Source organism: Allobosea lathyri (assembly GCF_900108245.1).
GTDB classification, from domain to species: Bacteria; Pseudomonadota; Alphaproteobacteria; order Rhizobiales; family Beijerinckiaceae; genus Allobosea; species Allobosea lathyri.
Window position 1 is genome coordinate 19,775 of the sequence record NZ_FNUY01000006.1, and the last position, 20,272, is coordinate 40,046.

At 66.6% G+C, this 20,272-nt stretch carries 19 protein-coding genes; 15 read left to right on the forward strand and 4 right to left on the reverse strand.

Translation table 11 applies throughout. The features are described from left to right. Positions 1-23: 23 nt before the first annotated feature. Positions 24-1,001 carry a ubiquinone anaerobic biosynthesis protein UbiU gene (gene ubiU / locus C4S73_RS14960; protein ID WP_103873330.1) on the reverse strand — a complete coding sequence of 326 codons (978 nt, stop codon included), beginning with the start codon at positions 999-1,001 and terminating at the stop codon, positions 24-26. Further along, a complete protein-coding gene (ubiT, locus tag C4S73_RS14965) occupies positions 992-1,555 on the reverse strand; it encodes a ubiquinone anaerobic biosynthesis accessory factor UbiT (protein WP_103873331.1) in 564 nt (187 codons plus the stop codon). The genes ubiU and ubiT overlap by 10 nt, the downstream gene beginning before the upstream one ends. Positions 1,556-1,663: 108 nt before the next feature. Here ubiT and C4S73_RS14970 point away from each other — a divergent pair, with 108 nt between their 5' ends. From C4S73_RS14970 to C4S73_RS14980, 3 genes are read left to right on the forward strand one after another with little or no spacing between them, the layout of a single operon-like run. Beyond that, positions 1,664-3,184, forward strand: coding sequence for a UbiD family decarboxylase (locus tag C4S73_RS14970; protein WP_103873332.1), 1,521 nt, complete (start codon positions 1,664-1,666; stop codon positions 3,182-3,184). Further along, positions 3,181-3,768: a UbiX family flavin prenyltransferase gene (locus tag C4S73_RS14975; RefSeq protein ID WP_200828024.1), complete on the forward strand. Its 588-nt coding sequence runs from the start codon at positions 3,181-3,183 to the stop codon at positions 3,766-3,768. Before C4S73_RS14970 ends, C4S73_RS14975 begins: the two co-directional genes overlap by 4 nt. Next, the gene (locus C4S73_RS14980; RefSeq protein ID WP_160115784.1) at positions 3,765-4,925 is read left to right on the forward strand and encodes an NnrS family protein; all 1,161 of its coding nucleotides are present in this window, start codon (positions 3,765-3,767) and stop codon (positions 4,923-4,925) included. Before C4S73_RS14975 ends, C4S73_RS14980 begins: the two co-directional genes overlap by 4 nt. Here C4S73_RS14980 and hemN read toward each other — a convergent pair. Next, entirely contained in the window at positions 4,909-6,252 is a 1,344-nt protein-coding gene (gene hemN, locus C4S73_RS14985; protein ID WP_103873335.1) for an oxygen-independent coproporphyrinogen III oxidase, read from the reverse strand. The genes C4S73_RS14980 and hemN overlap by 17 nt on opposite strands. 176 nt (positions 6,253-6,428) lie before the next feature. On the opposite strand from hemN, the gene C4S73_RS14990 reads away from it, so the two are divergent. The 10 genes from C4S73_RS14990 to C4S73_RS15035 all read left to right on the forward strand — a co-directional run bounded on the left by C4S73_RS14990 (position 6,429) and on the right by C4S73_RS15035 (position 14,717). Beyond that, on the forward strand, positions 6,429-6,875 hold the full coding sequence (locus tag C4S73_RS14990; RefSeq protein ID WP_146071365.1) for a hypothetical protein: 447 nt from the start codon (positions 6,429-6,431) through the stop codon (positions 6,873-6,875). A gap of 252 nt (positions 6,876-7,127) precedes the next feature. Next, positions 7,128-7,463: a metal-sulfur cluster assembly factor gene (locus tag C4S73_RS14995; RefSeq protein WP_103873337.1), complete on the forward strand. Its 336-nt coding sequence runs from the start codon at positions 7,128-7,130 to the stop codon at positions 7,461-7,463. After that, on the forward strand, positions 7,463-7,711 hold the full coding sequence (locus C4S73_RS15000; protein WP_103873338.1) for a DUF2249 domain-containing protein: 249 nt from the start codon (positions 7,463-7,465) through the stop codon (positions 7,709-7,711). Before C4S73_RS14995 ends, C4S73_RS15000 begins: the two co-directional genes overlap by 1 nt. Positions 7,712-7,751: 40 nt before the next feature. Continuing rightward, positions 7,752-8,819 carry a hypothetical protein gene (locus C4S73_RS15005; protein WP_200828025.1) on the forward strand — a complete coding sequence of 356 codons (1,068 nt, stop codon included), beginning with the start codon at positions 7,752-7,754 and terminating at the stop codon, positions 8,817-8,819. A gap of 109 nt (positions 8,820-8,928) precedes the next feature. Beyond that, entirely contained in the window at positions 8,929-10,518 is a 1,590-nt protein-coding gene (locus C4S73_RS15010; RefSeq protein WP_103873340.1) for a PAS domain-containing sensor histidine kinase, read from the forward strand. Continuing rightward, on the forward strand, positions 10,508-11,125 hold the full coding sequence (fixJ, locus tag C4S73_RS15015; RefSeq protein ID WP_103873341.1) for a response regulator FixJ: 618 nt from the start codon (positions 10,508-10,510) through the stop codon (positions 11,123-11,125). Before C4S73_RS15010 ends, fixJ begins: the two co-directional genes overlap by 11 nt. Positions 11,126-11,239: 114 nt before the next feature. Beyond that, positions 11,240-11,617 carry a response regulator transcription factor gene (locus C4S73_RS15020; protein WP_103873342.1) on the forward strand — a complete coding sequence of 126 codons (378 nt, stop codon included), beginning with the start codon at positions 11,240-11,242 and terminating at the stop codon, positions 11,615-11,617. Between the two features lie 111 nt (positions 11,618-11,728). Beyond that, a complete protein-coding gene (locus C4S73_RS15025; protein WP_103873343.1) occupies positions 11,729-12,415 on the forward strand; it encodes a helix-turn-helix domain-containing protein in 687 nt (228 codons plus the stop codon). Between the two features lie 121 nt (positions 12,416-12,536). After that, positions 12,537-13,073, forward strand: a complete 537-nt coding sequence (locus C4S73_RS15030) for a YcnI family copper-binding membrane protein (RefSeq protein WP_103873344.1) — start codon at positions 12,537-12,539, stop codon at positions 13,071-13,073. A 30-nt stretch (positions 13,074-13,103) separates the two neighbouring features. Then, the gene (locus C4S73_RS15035; protein ID WP_103873345.1) at positions 13,104-14,717 is read left to right on the forward strand and encodes a copper resistance CopC/CopD family protein; all 1,614 of its coding nucleotides are present in this window, start codon (positions 13,104-13,106) and stop codon (positions 14,715-14,717) included. 101 nt (positions 14,718-14,818) lie between these two features. On the opposite strand, the gene C4S73_RS15040 is transcribed toward C4S73_RS15035, so the two are convergent. Continuing rightward, on the reverse strand, positions 14,819-15,712 hold the full coding sequence (locus C4S73_RS15040; RefSeq protein ID WP_103873600.1) for a ferritin-like domain-containing protein: 894 nt from the start codon (positions 15,710-15,712) through the stop codon (positions 14,819-14,821). Between the two features lie 327 nt (positions 15,713-16,039). Here C4S73_RS15040 and C4S73_RS15045 point away from each other — a divergent pair, with 327 nt between their 5' ends. Then, positions 16,040-18,304: a NosR/NirI family protein gene (locus C4S73_RS15045; protein WP_244595628.1), complete on the forward strand. Its 2,265-nt coding sequence runs from the start codon at positions 16,040-16,042 to the stop codon at positions 18,302-18,304. 17 nt (positions 18,305-18,321) lie between these two features. Beyond that, positions 18,322-20,271: a TAT-dependent nitrous-oxide reductase gene (gene nosZ, locus C4S73_RS15050; protein ID WP_103873346.1), complete on the forward strand. Its 1,950-nt coding sequence runs from the start codon at positions 18,322-18,324 to the stop codon at positions 20,269-20,271. Position 20,272 lies beyond the last annotated feature (1 nt).

The following is a 20,272-nucleotide window of genomic DNA, read 5'->3' on the forward strand; positions in this document are numbered from 1 at the left end:
TTTCCTTGATCCGCTGACGGCGGCTAGCGCCAGGCCTTACGGTAGGCGCCGACCGTGTTGGCCTGGCCCTCCGACATGGCGGCGAGCCCTGTCATCGGTGCGCTGCGGCCGCTGTCGAGGGCGGTGAGAATGTCGCGGAACGAGCGGACAACCCCGGCGATATAGGCCCGCCCGCGCTGGCGGCCCTCGATCTTGAACGCGGTCACGCCGGCATCGCGCAGGGCTGGCAGCAGCACGCCAGCATCGAGGCTGACCGGCTCCTCGAAGGTGTAGCCTGTGCCATGTGGCGTGACGAAACGCCCCTTGCACAGGGTCGGGTAGCCGGCAGGCTCGCCTCGGTCGAAGCTGTTGATGGTGAAGCCGCCGAGCGTCGAGACGACGCGGCCGTCGCGCTCCGCATAGGCAACATTCCCCGCCGGTGAGCAGACGCCGTGCATGTTCGGGGATTTGCCGGTGGCATAGGAGGAGAGCGAGCAGCGCCCCTCTTCCATCACGCAAAGACCGCCGAAGACGAAGACCTCCGTCTCGCAAGAGGTTTCGCGCACGATTGAGGCGATCTCCGTCACCCCGAGCACGCGTGGCAGCACGATGCGCTGCGCCCCGAAGCTCTCGGCATAGAAGCGGATCGCATCGGGATTGGCAGCCCCCGCCTGCACCGAGACATGCAGGCGCTGGCCGGGATGACGGCGCGCGGCATAGGCGAGAGTGGCGAGATCCGCCAGGATCAGCGCATCGGCCCCGGCGGCGACGGCATCGTCGATCGCCGCCTGCCAGAGTGAGAAGGCGCCGGCCCGAGCGAAGGTGTTGATCGCCACCAGCGCCTTGACGCCATGGCGGTGCGCGAAGGCGATGCCGCGGCGCAGCTCCTCCCGCGAGAAGTTAAGGCCGGGGAAATTGCGGGCATTGGTCTCGTCGCGGAAGCCGCAATAGACTGCGTCGGCGCCGGCCTCCACTGCAGCCTCGAGGCTCGCCGGCGTGCCGGCAGGGCAGATCAGTTCCAAGACGGGCCTCCGGATGCAACGGGTCCGGGCGGAACCCCTCCGGCTTGCCGCCGCAGGATCTCTGCCAGGCGGGTGCCGAGCGGGCCGAGACAGCCGAGCAGGAGCGTGCCGAAATCGAGCCGGGCGTCGTCAAGAGCGTTACGCAAAGCGAGCGTCGCCTCCATGTCGCCCTCGATCGACAGCGTCCGCGAGAAGAACAGCGCATCGCCATCGATCCTGCCCTCGGCCATTCCGATCAGGCCGGAAAGGGAGCCGCGAATGCGCACGTCGAGCCCAGGCGGCAGCTCGCGGACTGCGCGCGCCTGCGGTCGTTCCGGCCGCGGTTCCAGCACGAAGGCGAAGGGAAGGTCGGTCGGCGCGATGCCGAAGCTCTTCTCGGCATGCTCGCCGAGGCGACCATAGAGTTCGGGATGGAGGCGACCGATGCGCGACAGGGTCAACGCCAGCAGCGGCTGCAGCGGCCCAAGCGGCAGCGGCGTCATGGCACGGGTCAGCCAGGGCGGCAGGACCAGGGGTCCAGACGGGGCTGCGTTCGGCGTCGCGCTGTTCAGCATCGATTTCCTCCGGCGCGCAATATCGCTCAGAGACGCATCCGGTCGTTGCGCTCGCGCAAAGACGGTTGCGAATGAGGCAGGGCATGGTCCGGCAACTGGAGCCCGCCCTTGCCGATCCGAAATCTGCCCCGCTTTCGCGACCTCAGCGCCTTCCTCGCTTACCTCGATGCCGCCGGGCAGTTGCGGCGGATCGCCGAGCCGGTCAGCGTGGTGCACGAAATCACCGAGATCCATCGCCGCATCATCGCGCAGGATGGGCCGGCGCTGCTGTTCGAACGCCCGCTGCGGCCGGACGGCACGGTGTCGCCGATTCCGCTGCTGACCAACCTGTTCGGCACCGTGGAACGCGTCGCCTGGGGGCTCGGCCGCACGCCGGATAACCTGTCCGCCCTGGGCCGCCTGCTCGCCGGGCTGCGCGAACCCCGGCCGCCGCGTGGCCTGGCCGAGGCCTGGAGAGCCCTGCCGCTGGCACGCGCTGCGCTGTCGATGCGCCCGCGCAGCGGCTGCAGGGCGGCGGTGCAGGAGCAGGTCTTTCAAGGCAATGCCATCGACCTCACGGCCCTGCCCGTGCAGCTGTGCTGGCCCGCGGAGCCTGCCCCCCTGATCACCTGGCCGCTTGTCATCACCACGCCGCCCGAGCCCTCGCCCGAGGACGAGTGCAATGTCGGGGTCTATCGCATGCAGGTCCTCGGGCGGGACCGCGCGATCCTGCGTTGGCTCGCCAATCGCGGCGGCGCTCGCCATCATGCGCAATGGCAGCGGCTCGGCCGGGAGATGCCGGTGGCAGTGGTTATCGGCGCCGATCCGGCGACGATTCTGTCCGCCGTGCTGCCATTGCCGGAAACGATATCCGAAATGCGCTTCTCCGGGCTGCTGCGCGGGGAAAGACCGGCGCTGACGAACTGCGTCAGTGTTCCGCTCGCCGTGCCGGCCGCGGCCGAGATCGTCATCGAAGGGCTGGTTTCGCCGGACGAAACCGCGCCAGAAGGGCCGTTCGGCGATCATACGGGCTACTACAACGCGGTCGAGCCTTTCCCGGTGATGCGCGTGACTGCGGTGACGATGCGCCGCGCGCCGCTCTATCTCTCAACCTTCACCGGTCGGGCGCCGGACGAACCCTCGCGCATCGGCGAGGCGCTCAACGTCCTGTTCCTGCCCTTGCTGCAGTGGCAATTCCCGGAAGTTGTCGATTTCTGGCTGCCGCCGGAGGCCTGCTCGTACCGGATCGCTGTGGTCGCCATCGCCAAGCGCTATCCCGGCCAGGCGCGCCGGCTGATGCTCGGCCTGTGGTCGATGCTGCCGCAGTTCAGCTACACCAAGCTCGTCATCATCGTCGACGCCGACATCGACCCGCGCGATTGGGCTCAGGTGATGTGGGCAGTCGCGACCCGCGCCGATGCCAGCCGCGATCTCGTCACGCTGAGCGACACGCCGATCGACTATCTCGACTTCGCCTCGCCCAAGCCCGGCCTGGGCGGCAAGCTCGGCATCGACGCGACCAACAAGCTGCCGCCCGAAACCGAGCGCGAATGGGGCCGGCCTATGGCGATGGACCCGAAGGTCAGCGCGCGCATCGACGCGCTCTGGCCGGCGCTCGGGCTGGGCGCCGCCCCCGGAGCGTCCCCGTGAGTCCGCCGCTCCGCGTCATCGTCGGAATCAGCGGTGCCTCCGGCGCGGCGATCGGGTTGCGCGTGCTGGAGAGGTTGGCCGAGACCGGCCGGGTCGAGACGCATCTCGTCATCTCGGCGGCAGCAGAGCGGACGCTCGCGACCGAGATCGGCCCCGGTGCGCCGGCACAGGCGCGCAGCCTCGCCAGTCACTGCCACGACCATCGCGACATCGGCGCCAGCATCGCCAGCGGGTCGTTCCGGACCGCCGGGATGATCATCGCGCCCTGTTCGATCCGCACCCTCTGCGCCATCGCCTATGGCCAGCTCGCCGACCTGCTCGTGCGCGCCGCGGACGTCCAGATCAAGGAACGCCGCCGGCTCGTGCTGCTGGCGCGCGAGAGCCCATTGCATCTCGGCCATCTGCGGGCGATGGCGCAGGTCACCGAATACGGCGCCATCGTCGCGCCGCCGGTCCCGGCCTTCTATCTGAAGCCGCGCGACATCGCCGCAATCGTGGATCAGATCGCCCTTCGCGCCATCGGGCTGCTCGACCTGCCGCTGGAAGGCCTGCCGGTCGCCGAATGGCGCGGTGGAGGCGTATGAGCGTATCAGAGTCGCTCGCCCGTTCGCGGCAGCCTTTCCGACCCTTCTTCGCCCTGGCCGCACTCGACGCCATCGCCGGCGTCCTGCCCTGGCTCCTGCCCGATAGCTCGCCGAGCGTGAACGGGCATCGCGAGGAACTCCTCTGGGGCATGGTGCCGGCCGTCATGGCCGGTTTCCTGCTGACGGCGCTGCCGCGCTGGACGCGCGCGCCGCCTGTACCGGCCGCGCTCGTCGATGCGCTCCTGCTGCTGTGGCTTGCAGGCCGCGTCGCCCATTGGTGGTGGCCGGACCATGGCAGCCTGCTCGCCGCAGCCTTCATCCTCGGACTTGCCGCGACGCTTGGCGCGAGGGTGATCGGGGCCGGCAAGACGCGCGAGTACAAGATCGTCGCACTCCTGGTCTTGCTCGCTCTTTCGGCCCTGCTGCCGGGGGTCGCGGCGGGTCGGATTCCCGCGGGTTTCCCGCATCGGCTCGCGCTGGCCTGCGTGCTTGCGCTGGTCGCCATCATATCCGGCCGGATCATCCCGGCGCTGACCGCGACCTGGTTGTGCCTGCACGGCAGGGGTCCTGGTCGGCGCCTGCCGCTGCTCTTCGAACGCGCCTCGGCTCTCGCCCTCGCGGTTGCGCTGAGTTGCTGGTGTCTCGACCTCGGCGGCGGCACCCCGGCCAGTGCCTGCGCAGCCATCCTGCATTCAGCACGACTGCTCGCCTGGCGACCCCGGGACGCGCTCGGCCATCCCGGCCTGCTTGCGCTATACCTCGCCTATGGCTGGTTGCCGGCAGGCTTCGCACTTCTTTTCCTCCATCAGGCCGGACTCGGCTCGTTCGGCGAAAGCGCCGTGATCCACGCCTGGTCGGTCGGAGCGGTCGGCCTGATGTGCCTTGCCGTCATGGCGAGCATGATCCGCCGGCAAACGCGCCGCCCCTTCTCGAACAGCTGGACGCTGACCGCGGCACTGGCCTGCGGCGCCACAGCGGTTCCGGCGAGGCTCATGGCAGAGGTCGCGGGCCGCATCTGGCTGCTGCCGGCCGCGGCATGCTGGCTCGGCGCCTTCCTGCTCTTTCTCCTGGCTTTCCGGGCGGAGCTGCTATGGCCCTCGATTCGGTCGCGAAGCCCGGTGGATCGCACCCGGGCGGACGCTAGACCGCCCGGGTGAATTGCCGGCCGGCTTGGTCGAGATGCGCATCGAAGGCGGAAGCGACCTTGCGGACGAACAGGCGCGCATTCTCCGGGAGCAGCACGCGGCTGCCATCGAAGCTGATCAGCCCGGCGCGCGAAAGATCCTCGAGCTTGCCTAGAGACGAAGCGAGGACCCGCCGGTCGACCGGATGCTGATCGCAGACGGCATCGATGTCGACCGCGAGATCGCACATCACCCGCTCGATCAGCTCTGCACGCAGGCGGTCCTCGGCCGTCAGGCGATAGCCTTTGCCGGTAGGGAGGCCACCATCGGCGACGCGCTCGGCATAGCGCCCGATCACCACCTCGTTCTGGACATAGCCCTGCGGCAGTCGCCCGATCGCCGAGGCGCCGAGGCCGATCAGCGCCTCGCAGCGATCGGTCGTGTAGCCCTGGAAATTGCGATGAAGCCGGCCCTGCGACAACGCCTTGGCCATCGCATCCGTGGGCCTGGCGAAATGGTCGAGCCCGACGCGGACATAACCGGCCGCGACGAGTTGCTGCGCCATCGCCTCGGCCTGCTCATGCCGCGCCTGGCCGCCCGGCAGGTCGGATGTCGCGATGCGGCGCTGATGCTTCTTGAACTCCGGCACATGGGCGTAGCCGAAGATCGAGAAGCGGTCCGGGCGCATGGCAAGGCATTGCTCGATCGTTTCGCGGCAGGATTCGAGCGTCTGCTTGGGCAGCCCGTAGATCAGGTCGAAGCTGACCTCCGCGATGCCGGCGGCGCGCAGCCCCGAGACGACCGTCGCGGTCTGCTCGACGCCCTGGATGCGGTTGATCGCCTTCTGCACGACAGGGTCGAAGCTCTGCACGCCGAGGCTGGCGCGATTGACCCCGGCCTCGGCCAGCGCGGCGGTCATGCCGGGTCCGAGCCGGCGCGGATCGATCTCGACCGCGATCTCCGCCTGCGGATGCACGGCAAGATGCTGCCGCAGCAATGCGACGAGCCCGACGAAATCCGCCGGTTCGAGGATGGTCGGGGTGCCGCCGCCGAAATGGATATGGCGCACGTCGAGCGGCGCGGAAAGCTGCCCGGCCACCAATGCGATCTCGCTGCGCAGCATCGCGAGATAATCGACGATCGGGCCGTCGCGCAGCGCGACCGTAGTGTGACAGCCGCAATACCAGCACATCGAGCGGCAGAAGGGCACGTGCAGATAGAGCGATGCCGTCGTGCCGGCTGCCAGCGACCTCAGCCAGCCTGCATAGATCCCTGCGTCTATGCCGGCGTTGAAGTGCGGTGCCGTCGGATAGCTGGTGTAGCGTGGAAGCCGCTCATCCGCGTAAGGCGCGCCCTGCATCGATAGCTCCGAAAGCCGATTTTCCGGCGCACTTCATACCCTGCATCGCAGCCCCGTTCTTTGATCGAGTGCAAACCGGAGGAATCGCTATGTGCCCGCCAGCGCGAACAGGGGAGCGGGGATCGGGGGGAGCAGCGGCCGGCACGATCATCCACTTGTTTGAGCAAGGACAAAGTATGAAGCCGCAGGCTGGCGGATGCTGTGCTCCAGGGGAGGACAGCATGCATTTTTTGGAACGTGCCCAGCACTGGTGGCAGCGCCAATCCGGCCTGCGGCAACTCGATGCGGTCGGTCGGGACGCATTGCGGGGGCTGGCGCGGGACGTCGGCGTGAATGAGGCCGACCTCTACAATCTCGTCTCGCGCAACGCTTCCGATGCTGGACTGCTGCCGCGGCTGCTGGCGAGCACCGAGCTCGATGCGGATCGCCTGTCGCGCCAGCAGCCGGTGGTCATGCGCGACATGGCGATCGTCTGCGCCGGATGCACGATGACGCAGCGCTGTCGCCGGGAGCTCGACCGCGGGCAGGCCTTTGCAAATTACCGCCAGTACTGCGGCAACGCCCACACTATCGGCGCGCTACGCGGGGAACGCCCGCGCTGGGAAGCACACCGAACAATCTGAGCAGGCTGATCGCCGCTATCCTCGATCGCTGCGGTGGTCCAGCCATGCGGGATTTCGGGCAGCCACTGCTGCGCGGCCACAGGTCGGCGTTCGGCCAGAAGCTTTGCCGCTACGCGGTGCTCCCGACATCGAACCGTGTGAAGCACGCATCGCGGCAGCCCGGCATAGTTCCTCGTCCTGTTTGCGCGACAGCAAACAGGGGAGGCGCGGATGGTGGCATGGTCCGAGCACTCCGCGTGACCAGGATCAGCCATGAGCCGAGCAGCGAACCAACCCCTCGATCCGGACCTGCTTGAATGCCTGCTCGACGTGATGGATCCGGAAATCGGCCTGAGCGTAGTCGATCTCGGGCTCATCTACCGCGCGACCCGGGACGAGAGCGGGATCGATGTAGCTCTCACATTGACCACCCGGGCCTGTCCCCTCGGTGAGATGATCATCGAGGACGCACGCGAGCGGCTGGCGGGCCGATTCCGAGATGCGCCACGCATCGGGCTCGATCTGGTCTGGCAGCCGCCCTGGAACCCGGACCGGATCACCGACCGCGGCCGCGAATTGCTGGGCCGCCAACCGAAGGAAGCCGCTTGATGAGCGCCTGCAATGCTTCCGAGACCTTTATTGACGTGCGTCGAATCCTGCCGCGCATGCATCGTCACCCGCTGATCTTCGCCGCCTTCGAGGCCCTAAAGCAATCGGAGGCCCTCGTGCTGGTCAACGACCACGAACCCTGGCCGCTGCTTTACCAGTTTAATGTCCGCCATCCTGGCGCGTTCGTATGGCACTATGAAGAGGAGGGGCCTGATGTCTGGCGCTTCCGCATCACTCGCGCGGCGTGAGCCGGCGGCAGGCGTCACGCAAGGGCGTCTCGTACTTCGCGTGCCGCTGCTCGCGCTAGCGGCTATCGCTCTGCTGACGGGCCTTTGCGGAGGCTTGGTGAGGCTTGGGTGGAGCATTCCCCACGGGAACTCGTTCGCGCAGCTGCATGGCCCGCTCCTGCTTTCTGGTCTGTTCGGGACATTGATCTGCCTCGAGCGTGCCGTCGCGCTCGGCCGCGGCTGGGCATATGCGGCGCCAGCGCTGTCGGGGCTGGGAACGCTCGCGCTGCTGGCAGGCGCACCGATTCCGGTCGGCGCCAGCGCCTACGCGCTAGCGGCGGCGGTGCTCGCGTTGGGATCGCTTGTGATCACCATCAGCCAGCCCGCGGTGTTCACGGGAACGCTGCTGTTCGGCGCCCTGGCCTGGCTCGCCGGCAACGTGCTCTGGGCGCTGGGCAGCCCGATCCCAGAGGTCATCGGGTGGTGGCTCGCCTTCCTTGTTCTGACCATCGCCGCCGAGCGCCTGGAGCTCAGCCGCCTTCGGGCGCCGAAACGGGGTAGCGAGGCCCTGTTCCTGTTCGCGTTCGGCATGCTCCTGGCGGGGGCGCAGAACGGCGTTATGACGACAAACGGCGCAACTCTTTTCGGCACGGCCCTGCTCATCATGAAGGCCTGGCTTCTACGCCACGACATCGCCTGCCTGAACGTTCAAAGACGCGGTCAGCCGCGGTTCATGGCGGCCTGCATGCTCGCCGGTTACGTCTGGCTTGCCGTGGCCGGCGTCGCCCTGATCGCCTATCCACCCGGCGCAAGCACATTTGGCTACGATATCGCCCTGCACGCGGTCTTGATCGGATTCGTGGTCTCGATGGTCTTCGGGCACGCCCTCGTCATCCTGCCCGGGCTCATCCGCCTGCGTGTGCGCTATGCCGCGACCTTGTACGTTCCGTTGTTCCTGCTGCATGGGGCCGTCGCCTTGCGTGTGGGCGCCGGGGTTGCGGAATGGGGTACCGGCCGAGCGTCCAGCGGCGCTCTCGTGTTGCTGGCGCTCGCCTGCTTCGCCATTGCACTCACGGTCTCGTCACGACGCTCCCGAACTTCAGCGGCCGAGACTGCGGAGATCGCCTGAGGACAGCGTTTTTCCTGGCATTGGGAGCACGCGGGCGACGGCCTCATGGCCGCACGATCTGAACGGCCCCGCGTCACGCCTTTGACTCGGAACCCCTTTGCACGGCTGGATGGCGAAGCCTATACGAGAGCCTTCGCGATTTGAGCCGGAGATATCTTTGAAGGTCCCATCCGGAAGCCTATCGCGGCGAGGCGCTTACAAGGTGCCCGCTGACCTTCTGCTCGACGCCGTCGCGGACATCGCGCTCCTCGTGCTGGATGGCGAGGGGCAGATCATCGGTTGGAACCTCGGCGCGGAGCATATCACAGGCTGGAGCCGGAGCGAGATCCTGGGCCGCCATGTCTCCATCCTCTACCCTGCGGAGGACGTCGCGGCCGGTGGGCCCGAGCGACACCTTGCCCAAGCCCTCGATGCTGGCCGCTACGAGGAGCAGGGTACCCGCGTCAGGAAGGACGGCTCGCGCTACACGGCGAATGTCGCCCTCACGCCTTTGCGCGACGAGGATGGCAGCCTTCAGGGCTTCGCCAAGGTCGTGCGGGACGTCACCGAGCGGCTTGCCGCGGAAGAGGCGCTCCGGGCCAGCGAGGCGCATCTGCGCTCGATCCTGGAGACCGTGCCGGAGGCGATGATCGTCATCGACGAAGAGGCCCGCATCCAGTCCTTCAGCACGGCCGCGGTTCGCCAGTTCGGCTATACGCCCGAGGCAGTGATCGGGGAGAACATCAATATCCTGATGCCGGAGCCTTACCGGACGCAGCACGACGGCTACATGCAGCGCTACCTCACGACCGGAGAGCGCCGCATCATCGGCATCGGGCGCGTCGTGGTGGGACAGCGCAAGGACGGCTCGACCTTTCCGATGGAGCTCTCCGTCGGAGAGATGCGTTCCGGCGGCCAGCGCTATTTCACCGGATTCATCCGCGACCTGACTGAGCGGCAGCAGACCGAGACCCGTCTGCAGGAACTCCAGTCCGAGCTCGTCCACATGTCCCGGTTCACCGCGCTCGGAGAGATGGCCTCGACCCTGGCCCATGAGATCAACCAGCCGCTCACGGCCATCGCCAACTACCTCAAGGGCTGCCGGCGCATCCTGCAGCGGATGGAGGGGGATGAGGTCGCAGTGCTGCGGGAGGGCGTCAGCCAGGCCGCGGATCAGGCGCTTCGGGCCGGTGACGTCATCCGGCACCTGCGGGATTTCGTCGCCCGCGGCGAGAGCGAGCGCCATATCGAGAACCTGCCGAAGCTCATCGAGGAGGCGAGCGCGCTTGCCCTTGTGGGCGCAAAGGAGAAGGGCGTCAGGGTCGCCTTCCGGATGGATCCAGATGCGCGGCTCGTCCTCGCCGACCGCATCCAGGTGCAGCAGGTCCTCCTCAACCTCATCCGCAACGCCATCGAGGCCATGCAGGACGGATCACGCCGGGAGTTGGAGGTGGCGACGCAAGCGCGGCCGGAGGAGGGTCTCGTCGCCATCAGCATAACCGATACCGGCACCGGCATCGCGCCGGAGATCGCCGAGCAGCTGTTCCAGCCATTCGTGACCACGAAGAAGCATGGAATGGGCGTCGGGCTGTCGATCTGCCGCACCATCGTCGAGTCGCATGGCGGAAAGATCTCGGTTCAATCGGAAACCGGCCGGGGAACCACATTCATGTTCACCTTGCGGGCGGTGAACCAGGAGGAGTTGTCGAATGCCGAGTGAAGCGGTTGTGCATGTCGTCGATGACGATGTCGCGGTCCGGCAGTCGCTGTCGTTCCTCCTGGCTTCCGATGGGCTCCCGGTGCGGCTGCACGAGTCCGCCTCCGCTTTTCTCGACAGCGTGCCGGCCCCCCCCGCCGGCTGCATCGTCACCGATGTCCGTATGCCGGGCATCGACGGCATCGAGTTCCTGAGGCGCCTGAAGGCGCGCGGCTTCGCCGTGCCTGTGATCGTGATGACTGGGCATGCCGACGTTCCGCTGGCGGTCGAGGCCATGAAGGAGGGAGCCGTCGACTTCGTCGAGAAGCCCTTCGACGACGACCTGTTCCTCGCCGCGATCAGGTCGGCGCTGGCGAAGCAGGTGCACAGCGCCGAGCAGAATGCCCAGAGGTCGGAGATCAAGGCGCGGATCGAGGCGCTCTCGGAGCGCGAGGCGCAGGTGCTGGAGGGTCTCGTTGCCGGCAAGGCCAACAAGGTGATCGCCGACGATCTCGGGATAAGCCCGCGCACGGTCGAGATCTACCGCGCCAACGTGATGACGAAGATGCAGGCCCGCAGCCTGTCTGCGCTCGTGCGCATGGCTCTGCTCGCCGGTGCACCCAACGGCTGACGCCGGTCCCTAAGGGGAATCCCTGAATAGGTCTGGACTTGGGTTTTGAGGCACATCAAGCAGCCGAACCTTGGGGTGGAGTAGCTCTCGGTAACCCGGCAGCAGGACTCCGACATGCCCTTGAACCCAGGACAGGTCATCATTGTCGATGATGACGCCGCCGTCCGGAACGCGCTCCAGTTCGCCCTCGAGGTCGAGGGACTGGCCGTTCGCGCCTATCAGGGCGGGGCAGAGCTGCTCGCCGCGACGGATCTGCCCGCCAAGGGCTGCCTGGTGGTCGACTACTACATGCCGGCCATGAACGGGATCGACCTGATCCGCCGCCTGCGCGCGCGCCGGGTCGACCTGCCCGCGATCCTGATCACGTCCAACGCCACCGATGACATGCGCAGGAGGGCAGCTCACGCGGGAATCCACCGGATCCTGGAGAAGCCTCTCGAGGATTCCTCGCTGGTCGACAGCATCCGCGGAGCGCTGGATGCGGGCGCTTGAGATCGCGAACGACCCCCGGGACATCCCTTAGGAAAGCATCTGAATTTCGCGGCCTCCTTCGAAAAGCTAGCCTCGAACTCACGTTGAACGCCCAACCCGACGAGAGTTCCGATGCAGATTGCACTTACCACCGCTGGGAACGAGATCGCCTCGGCTGCCGCCCGGTGCGCCTATGGCCAGCCGATCCGGCGCGCGCCGGAATCGCCGGCGCTCGGTTCGACCAGAACTTTCGCCAAGGGGGCCGAGATCTACGCCGAGGGAGACCGGGCTGCGTTCATCTACAAGGTCGCCTCCGGGGCCATCCGCACGTCGAAGCTCCTGAGCGACGGCCGTCGCCAGATCGACGCCTTCCACTTGCCGGGCGACATCTTCGGCATCGAGGCAGGTGACGAGCACCGCTTCAGCGCCGAGGCCATCGGGGAGGCGACGGTGATCGCCTACCGCCGCTGCAGTCTTGAAATCCTCGCCGCGAACGATAGCGTCGTCGCGCGCCAGGTCGTGACGGCCATGATGCGCGCTCTGGAGCGGGCCCAGAACCATATGCTCCTGCTTGGCCGCAAGAGCGCCATGGAGAAGATCGCCACCTTCCTGCTCGACCTCGCCGGGCGGATTTCGGAGAACGGCCAGGTCGACCTGCCGATGTCGCGCATCGACATCGCCGACCATCTCGGACTGACCATCGAGACGGTGTCCCGCTCGCTCACTCAGCTGGAGCGCCAAGGGGCCATCGAGGTTCCCGCCCATCGCCGCTCCATCGTGCTGCGCGACACGGCCGCCCTCCGGCGCCTGGACGACTGAGACCCGGCCAAACCGGGCGCCGCTCCCTGGCGGCAACCCCGACTGCGCGCGCCGGAAGGCGCGCTCCCTGTCGGCATCACCCCTGCACCGAACCCCGAAACCAACCTACCGGAGCCTTGTCATGACCGGAATCGCATTCAGCTCGGCGCTTGCGGCCGTGCTCCTCGCCCTTGCCAGCCCCGCCATGGCCCATGCGACCCTGGAAACCCAGCAGGCCCCCGTCGGGGCGACCTATAAGGGCGTGATGCGCGTCGGCCATGGCTGCGACGGCGCAGCGACCCTGAAACTTCGCATTCGGATTCCGGAGGCGGTGATCGCAGTCAAGCCGATGCCCAAGCCGGGATGGACGCTGGACGTCGTGAAGGGTGCCTATGACACGCCCTACGACTACTACGGCACTGCCATGTCGGAAGGGGTGCGGGAAATCGTCTGGACCGGCAAACTGCCTGACGAGCACTACGACGAATTCACCTTCCGGGCCTATCTGACCGGCGGCCTTCAGCCGGAGACGACGCTGTATTTCCCCACGGTCCAGGAATGCGAAGGGGGCAAGTTCCACCGCTGGATCGAGATTCCCGCGAGCGGCAAGAGCGCCGATAGCTACGAGCAGCCGGCGCCGGGCGTGAAGCTGCTCCCGGCGAAGCTGCGGACCCATTGAGGGCGGCGGAGCGACGCGGGTGAGCGCAGCATGGCGATGCGCGGCCTTCTGGCCCTGCTCTGGCTGACGCTGGCCTCCACCATCCTAGTGGGCGGGCAGGCGCTGGCGCACGCTGCCCTCGTCGAGGCCCATCCTCCCGATGGCGCGATCGTCGAGCAGGCGCCCAAGGTCGTGCGCCTGCGCTTCAACGAGCCCGTTTCGGCCATCGTTACACGGTTGACCGACGCGCAGGGCCGCTCTCATCCTGGCCTTGCCGTAACGGCACGAAACGAGACGCTGGACATCGCCGTGCCGGACGACCTCCCGCGCGGCAGTCACCTCTTGAGCTACCGCGTCATATCCGGGGACGGCCACCCCGTCGGCGGATCGATCGTCTTTTCGATCGGCGCCGCCACCGGTCCGGTATTCGCGCCTGCCCCGGAGAAAGGTGCGGGCGTTCACGCTGCCCTGTGGCTGGCCAGAATGGCCCTGTACCTGGGCCTGTTCATGGGAGCAGGCGGCGTATTTTTCACAATCTGGATCGCGCCGAGGCAGGTGCCGCTCAGAGCGATTCGCGTTCTTGAGGGCCTTCTTGGGCTGGGCGTCGCGGCGGCAGCGCTCTCGGTCGGCTTGCAGGGCCTCGATGTCCAAGGGGCGGCGTTGGTCCGGCTGATCGATCCCTGCGCCTGGATCGTTGGCTGGCGGACGTCTTTCGGGCTCACCGCAGCGACGGGCGCGCTCGCCCTGATTCTGGCCTGGCGTGGCCTGCGCGCCCGGCGGGAGCCCTTGCGGCGAGGATGTGGCCTCGCCGCCCTGGCCTGCAGCGGGGCGGCGCTGGCTCTGAGCGGGCACGCGGGCGGCGCAAATCCGCAATGGCTGACCCGCCCGGCCGTCTTTCTGCACGGCGTCGGGGTGGCTTACTGGATCGGCGCGCTCCTGCCTCTGGCAGCGCTCGTGCAGCGGTTCCGGGTCCGGGCCCTCCCGACGGTCCGACGCTTCTCGAACGGCGCCCTCGTCGCTGTCGCGGTCCTGACGCTTGCAGGCCTCGTGCTCGGGACCGTCCAGGTCGAGGATCCGGCCAACCTCGCCGGCACGGCCTATGGCCGGGTCCTCATCGTCAAGACCGCTCTGGTCAGCGGCCTGCTCGGCTTGGCGGCGCTGAACCGTCTCTGGCTCACGCCGGCCCTGGCGAACCGACGCCGGCGCGGCAGCCCTTGGCTGGCCCGCTCCATCTTTGCGGAGATCGCGCTGGCTGTGATCATCCTCGCAATCGCAGGCCTGTGGCGATTCACTCCGCCGCCGCGGGCGCTTGCGCCAGCTGCCGCGGCCGCCACATCGGTGAGCGTCCACCTGCACTCGGCAAAGGTCATGGCTCAGGTCACGCTGTCTCGCGGACATGCCGACGGCATGCAGGCCAGGCTCTCGATTGCCACCGGGCGAGGCGAAACCATCGAGCCGAAGGAGGTCAGGCTCAGCCTCGCCAGGCCGGATGCGGGGATCGAGCCGCTCCAGCGCGAGGCCCGCAGGGCCGGGTCCGCCTGGCTCATCGAAGGTCTGGCCCTTCCGGTGCCCGGGCACTGGCAGGTGAAGGTGGACATCCTCGTCGATGACTTCGAGACGGTGAGACTGGAGGGAAGCATCCTGCTCTCGACCAGCGCCCGTTGACCCGCAATCATCGCTGACGCGAAGGCTTGTCGAGCATCATTCTACGTCGATGCTCCCGGCCGCTCGTCAGGAAGCCCTTGAGCTCGAGCCGCTGTGCGATGTCACCTGGATTGCCAGGCGCCCTCCAACTCCGGCAGATCCGACCTCAACCAGGCGAGACGGGCGACGGCGCGGCCGGCGAGCGCCTGAACGCGCGCCAGCTCCCCTTCGTCGCGCAGGCTGTCGGCGGCGTCGAGGTACCGCTCGGCCAGAAGCTCGGCCAGGCTGACGGCGCTGGCCGGGAGTGCCGGCAGAAGCGAGCTGGCAGGCGTGCTGATCGGTGAACGATCAAGCTCCAGGGCGTGCCGTCTTGCCTCCTCGGCAAATGCCTTCAGGCGCGCGCGCCCGGCGTGTGGCGCTTCAACAGCGAGCGGATCGAGGAGATCGGCTAGCAGGCGCTCGAGAGAGGCGGCGTCCTGAACGGGCCCGGCATTGGCGGCGTCGCTGCCGGCCTCGGCCCGGGTGGCATGGAACGTGCGCCGACGCTCGCGTCGGAGGGTGGCGACATGGCCGAGTTCTTCATGCGCCATCGCTTCCGCTGCATGCTGAATCTCGGGCGAGCCCGCCTGCGCCGCGACGTAGCTCCAAAAGGCGAATGCACGTTCCTCGTTGCGTACTGCCATCGCCAGGGCGCGGTAGGCGGTCAGAAGCCAGGGATCCGTCGTCGAAGCACCCTCGTCATCGAAGGTGTCCGGCGCCCGCCACCGGATCAGCGCCGGATTGGGGGCCGCTCCCCGCAGCCGTTCCGACCAGTGCGCGACATTGGCAAGATGCCCCTGCTCGTCGGTTGAAAGGCGCGTGAACACGTCCGCCAAGGCAGGGTTGCCCTGGTGGGCCATCCGCTCTGCTATTTCAGCATAGCGCACCGCCGCCTCGTGCTCCATCGCATGGGCGATCGCGAACAGCTCCTCCAGTGTCCTCACCGGAGCCGGCGGCTCGGTCTTCAAACGCGACATCGCACTCTCCTGAAGCCAGCAGATCCGGCGTCGGGAGTTTGAGATCGAATCCGCAATCGCTGATTTGCGGTAGATCAACGTACGCCCGGATCGAAGCGCTTCTTATCCCATCTCGACCCGGTGGGCGCCGTCGTGCCGACTTGCAGGATTGACTTAGCTGCAGGGGAACCGGCCCGGCTTCACAGGGTTGGCACTGCTTTTTTCCGTTCAGGAACATGCGTTCAGATAGGACGATCCCTGTTGGTTTACTCGCCGTCGCCTCGCAAGCTGCACCTCATCGCGTCCTCGCGGCTCCTGCGAGCTGCGATCCTCCTGGCCGCCACGTTCATGCTCACCCTCGCCGGGCAGGCCATGGCCGCCGGCCGCGTGCAAGAGTTCCTCTCAAAAGCCCAACCCGCCGAGTTCTTCGCTGAGGCGGACCGCTTCGGTCTCGCGCAGGGCGACCCGCCGCTGGTTCCTGCCTACAAGGGCGATCAGCTCCTCGGCTTCGTCTATCTGAATTCCGATTTCGCGAATGCGACGGGCTATTCCGGGAAGCCGATCCACATGCTCATCGGCATCGACCCGCAGGGCGTCGTTCGCGGCCTGAAGCTGGTCGATCACAAGGAGCCGATCGTCCTGATCGGCATTCCCGAGCGGCGCATCATCGAGGCGATGAACCGGCTCATCGGGAAAGACCTCGGAGCCGTCGCCGTCGGGGCAGAGCGCCCTCCGCAGGTCGACATCGTCAGCGGCGCCACCGTGACGGTGCTGGTCATGGGCGACAGCGTCGTGCGCTCTGCCGTTCGCCTGATCAAGAGCGGTCGGCTCGGCTCCGGCCGACAGCCGGGATCCGCTGCGGCGGCTCCGGCCGTGAAGACGGTCGATCTCGAGAGAAGTGAGCTGCGCGACTGGGAAACGCTTCTGGGCGACGGCTCGGTGCGTCGCCTCTCCCTCACCATCGGCGAGGTCAGCGAGGCCTTCGCGAAGGCCGGAAACCAGGCCGCTGCCGACAACCCCGAGCCGGGTGATGCGAACGATCCGTTCATCGACCTCTACCTGGCGCCCGTGAGCGTACCGACGATCGGACGCAGCCTTCTGGGGGACGCGGCCTTTGAGCAGCTGCGCGCTCGGCTGAAGCCGGGCCAGCAGGCGATCGTTGTCGCCGGGGACGGCGCCTATTCCTTCAAGGGCTCGGGGTACGTCCGCGGCGGCATCTTCGACCGCGTCGAGCTCGTCCAAGACGGGCAAAGCACCCGTTTCCGCGACCGAAATCACTCCCGTTTGGGTGCCATCTCAGCGGACGGAGCGCCGGATCTGCGCGAGATCGCCCTGTTCGTCGTGCCCGAGGAGTTCAAGCTCGACCTGGCCGAGCCGTGGCAGCTGCAGGTACTGGTCCAGCGCAGTACGGGTGCCCGCGACAAGGCCTTTCTGAACTACGAGCTCGGCTACACGCTTCCCGATCGCTATTTGCGTATCGAGGCGCCCGCGGCTCGGCAGGCGCCCCTGGCCGCGGCACCTGGTGGCGAGCGCGTTCAGGATCGGAAACCAGCCGGAGAGGCTGACGCCGGCATCCTTGGCGGCGAACTGGACGAGCCGCTTTGGCAGAGGATCTGGAAGGGTGACACGGTCTCAATCGGGATTGCGGCCTTCGCGATCTTAGTGCTGACGGGCATCTTTTTTTTCCAGGACGCATTGGTGCGACGGCCGACAATCTTCGTCTGGGTGCGTCGCGGCTACCTGACCTTCACGCTGGTGTGGCTCGGCTGGTACGCTAACGCGCAGCTCTCGGTGGTCAATGTCTTGACCTTCACCAACGCCTTGATCTCGGGTTTCAACTGGGAGTTCTTCCTCGCCGCGCCCCTGATCTTCATCCTCTGGGCTGCCATTGCCGTGGCGCTGCTGTTCTGGGGGCGCGGTCCCTTTTGCGGCTGGCTCTGCCCGTTCGGGGCGCTGCAGGAACTGATCAACAACATCGCCCAGTGGCTCAAGGTCCCCCAGATCAAAGTGCCATGGGGCCTCCATGAACGGCTCTGGCCGATCAAGTATATCATCTTCCTCGGCCTGTTTGGCCTGTCCCTTTATTCGGTTGCGCTTGCAGAGGTGCTCGCCGAGGTTGAGCCGTTCAAGACGGCCATTATCCTAAAATTCGTCCGCGACTGGCCCTTCGTGATCTATGCGCTGACGCTGCTCGCGGCTGGTTTGTTCATCGAGCGCTTCTTCTGTCGCTATCTCTGCCCGCTCGGAGCCGCTCTGGCGATCCCCGGCCGTATCCGCATGTTTGAGTGGTTGAAGCGCTGGCCCGAATGCGGATCACCCTGCCAGCGTTGCGCCAACGAGTGCCCGGTGCAGGCGATCCACCCGGAGGGGCAGATCAACGTCAACGAGTGCATCTACTGCATGCATTGCCAGGAACTGTACCACGACGATCACCGCTGTCCGCACATGATCCAGGTTCGGCTGAAGCGCGAAAAGCGCGAGGCACTTTCGTCGCCTTCTATGCGCCAGATCAAGGAAGGCAGACCGGGCACCGCTACACCGATCTTCACCCACATGGGGCAGCCGATTCGGGAAGCCGGTACGGCAGCCAACGCCCCGGCCACAGACACATGAGCAACGAGGAGAGTTCGATGTCAGAGGAAAGCACAAGGAAGGGACTGAGTCGGCGCGATATGCTCGGAACAACCGCTGCAGTTGGTGCGGTTGGAGCCGCGGGCGTCGCCGGCGGGATCACGTTGTCGCAGACTGGCGCCATCACCTCCGCAGAGGCGCAGACTCGGCCCGCCGCTCAAGCGGCACGGCCTGCGGTTGCCAACAAATACGAAGTCAAACCCGGCGAACTCGACGAATACTACACGTTCTTCTCGAGCGGGCAGTGTGGCGAGATTCGCGTCGTCGGCTGCCCCTCCATGCGTGAGCTGATGCGGATCCCGGTCTTCAATCGCTGCAGCGCGACAGGCTGGGGCCAGACCAACGAAAGCCTCAAGATCCTCACCGAAGGCCTGACGCCCGAGAACCGCGAGTTCCTGAAGGACAAGGGCGGCACCTACCTGAACGGCGACCTCCATCACCCGCATCTCTCCTTCACCGACGGCACCTATGACGGTCGCTACCTCTTCGCCAACGACAAGTTGAACACGCGCGTCTGCCGCATCCGGCTCGACGTCATGAAATGCGACAAGATCCTCCAGCTTCCCAACCAGCACACGGTCCACGGCCTGCGGGTGCAGAAGTATCCGAGGACGGGATACGTCTTCGCCAATGGCGAGGACGGTGTTCCCATGCCCAATGACGGCCTGACCATGGCGGACCCGAAGTCATATCGCTCCATCTTCACCGCGGTCGACGGTGACAGCATGAAGGTGGCCTGGCAAATCATGGTCGACGGCAATCTCGACAACGTCGATGCGGACTACCAGGGCAAATACGCCTTCGCCACCTGCTACAATTCCGAGGGCGGCGTGACGTTGGCCGAGATGATGGCCAAGGAACAGGACTGGGTCGTCATCTTCAACCTCAAGCGCATCGAAGAGGCGGTGAAGAAGGGCGAGTTCAAGGAGATTGGCGGCGTGCCGGTGCTGGATGGTCGCGCCGGGTCGCCGCTCACGCGCTACGTACCGGTCGCCAACAGTCCGCATGGCATCAATACCGCGCCGGACGGGATCCACGTCGTCGCCAACGGCAAGCTCTCTCCCACCGCGACGGTGTTCGACGTCCGCAAGTTCGATGACTTGTTCGACGACAAGATCAAGCCGAGGGACGTCGTCGTGGCGGAGCCCGAACTGGGGCTGGGCCCTCTCCACACGGCCTATGATGGCAAAGGCAACGCCTACACCACGCTGTTCCTCGACAGCCAGGTCGCCAAGTGGAACATCGATCTCGCCAAGCGCGCCTACAAGGGCGAGAAGGTCAATCCCGTCCTCCAGAAACTCGACGTCCATTATCAGCCTGGGCACAATCACACCTCGATGGGCCAGACCAAAGAGGCGGACGGCAAGTGGCTGATCTCTCTTAACAAATTCTCGAAGGACCGGTTTCTCAACGTCGGCCCGCTCAAGCCCGAGAACGATCAGCTGATCGACATTTCGGGCGACCGGATGGTGATCGTGCACGACGGCCCGAGCTTCGCCGAGCCGCATGACGCCACGGTCGTCCACCGGTCCAAGATCAATCCCGTCAATAGCTGGAAGCGTGACGATGCCTTCTTCGCCGACGCCGTGCGCCAGGCCAAGGCCGACGGCGTCGACCTGATGGCGGATTCGAAGGTGGTCCGCGACGGCACCAAGGTGAGGGTCTACATGATTTCGTCGGCGCCAGCCTTCGGCCTCGACAGTTTCGAGGTCAAGCTGGGCGACGAGGTCACGGTCTACGTCACCAATATCGACGAGGTCGAAGACCTGACGCACGGCTTCGCCATCGTGAACTACGGCATCAGCATGGAAGTCGCCCCGCAAGCAACGGCGTCGGTGACGTTCAAAGCCGATAAGCCCGGCCTCTACTGGTACTATTGCACTTGGTTCTGCCATGCGATGCACATGGAAATGAAGGGCCGGATGTTCGTCGAGCCGCAAGCGAGCTGAG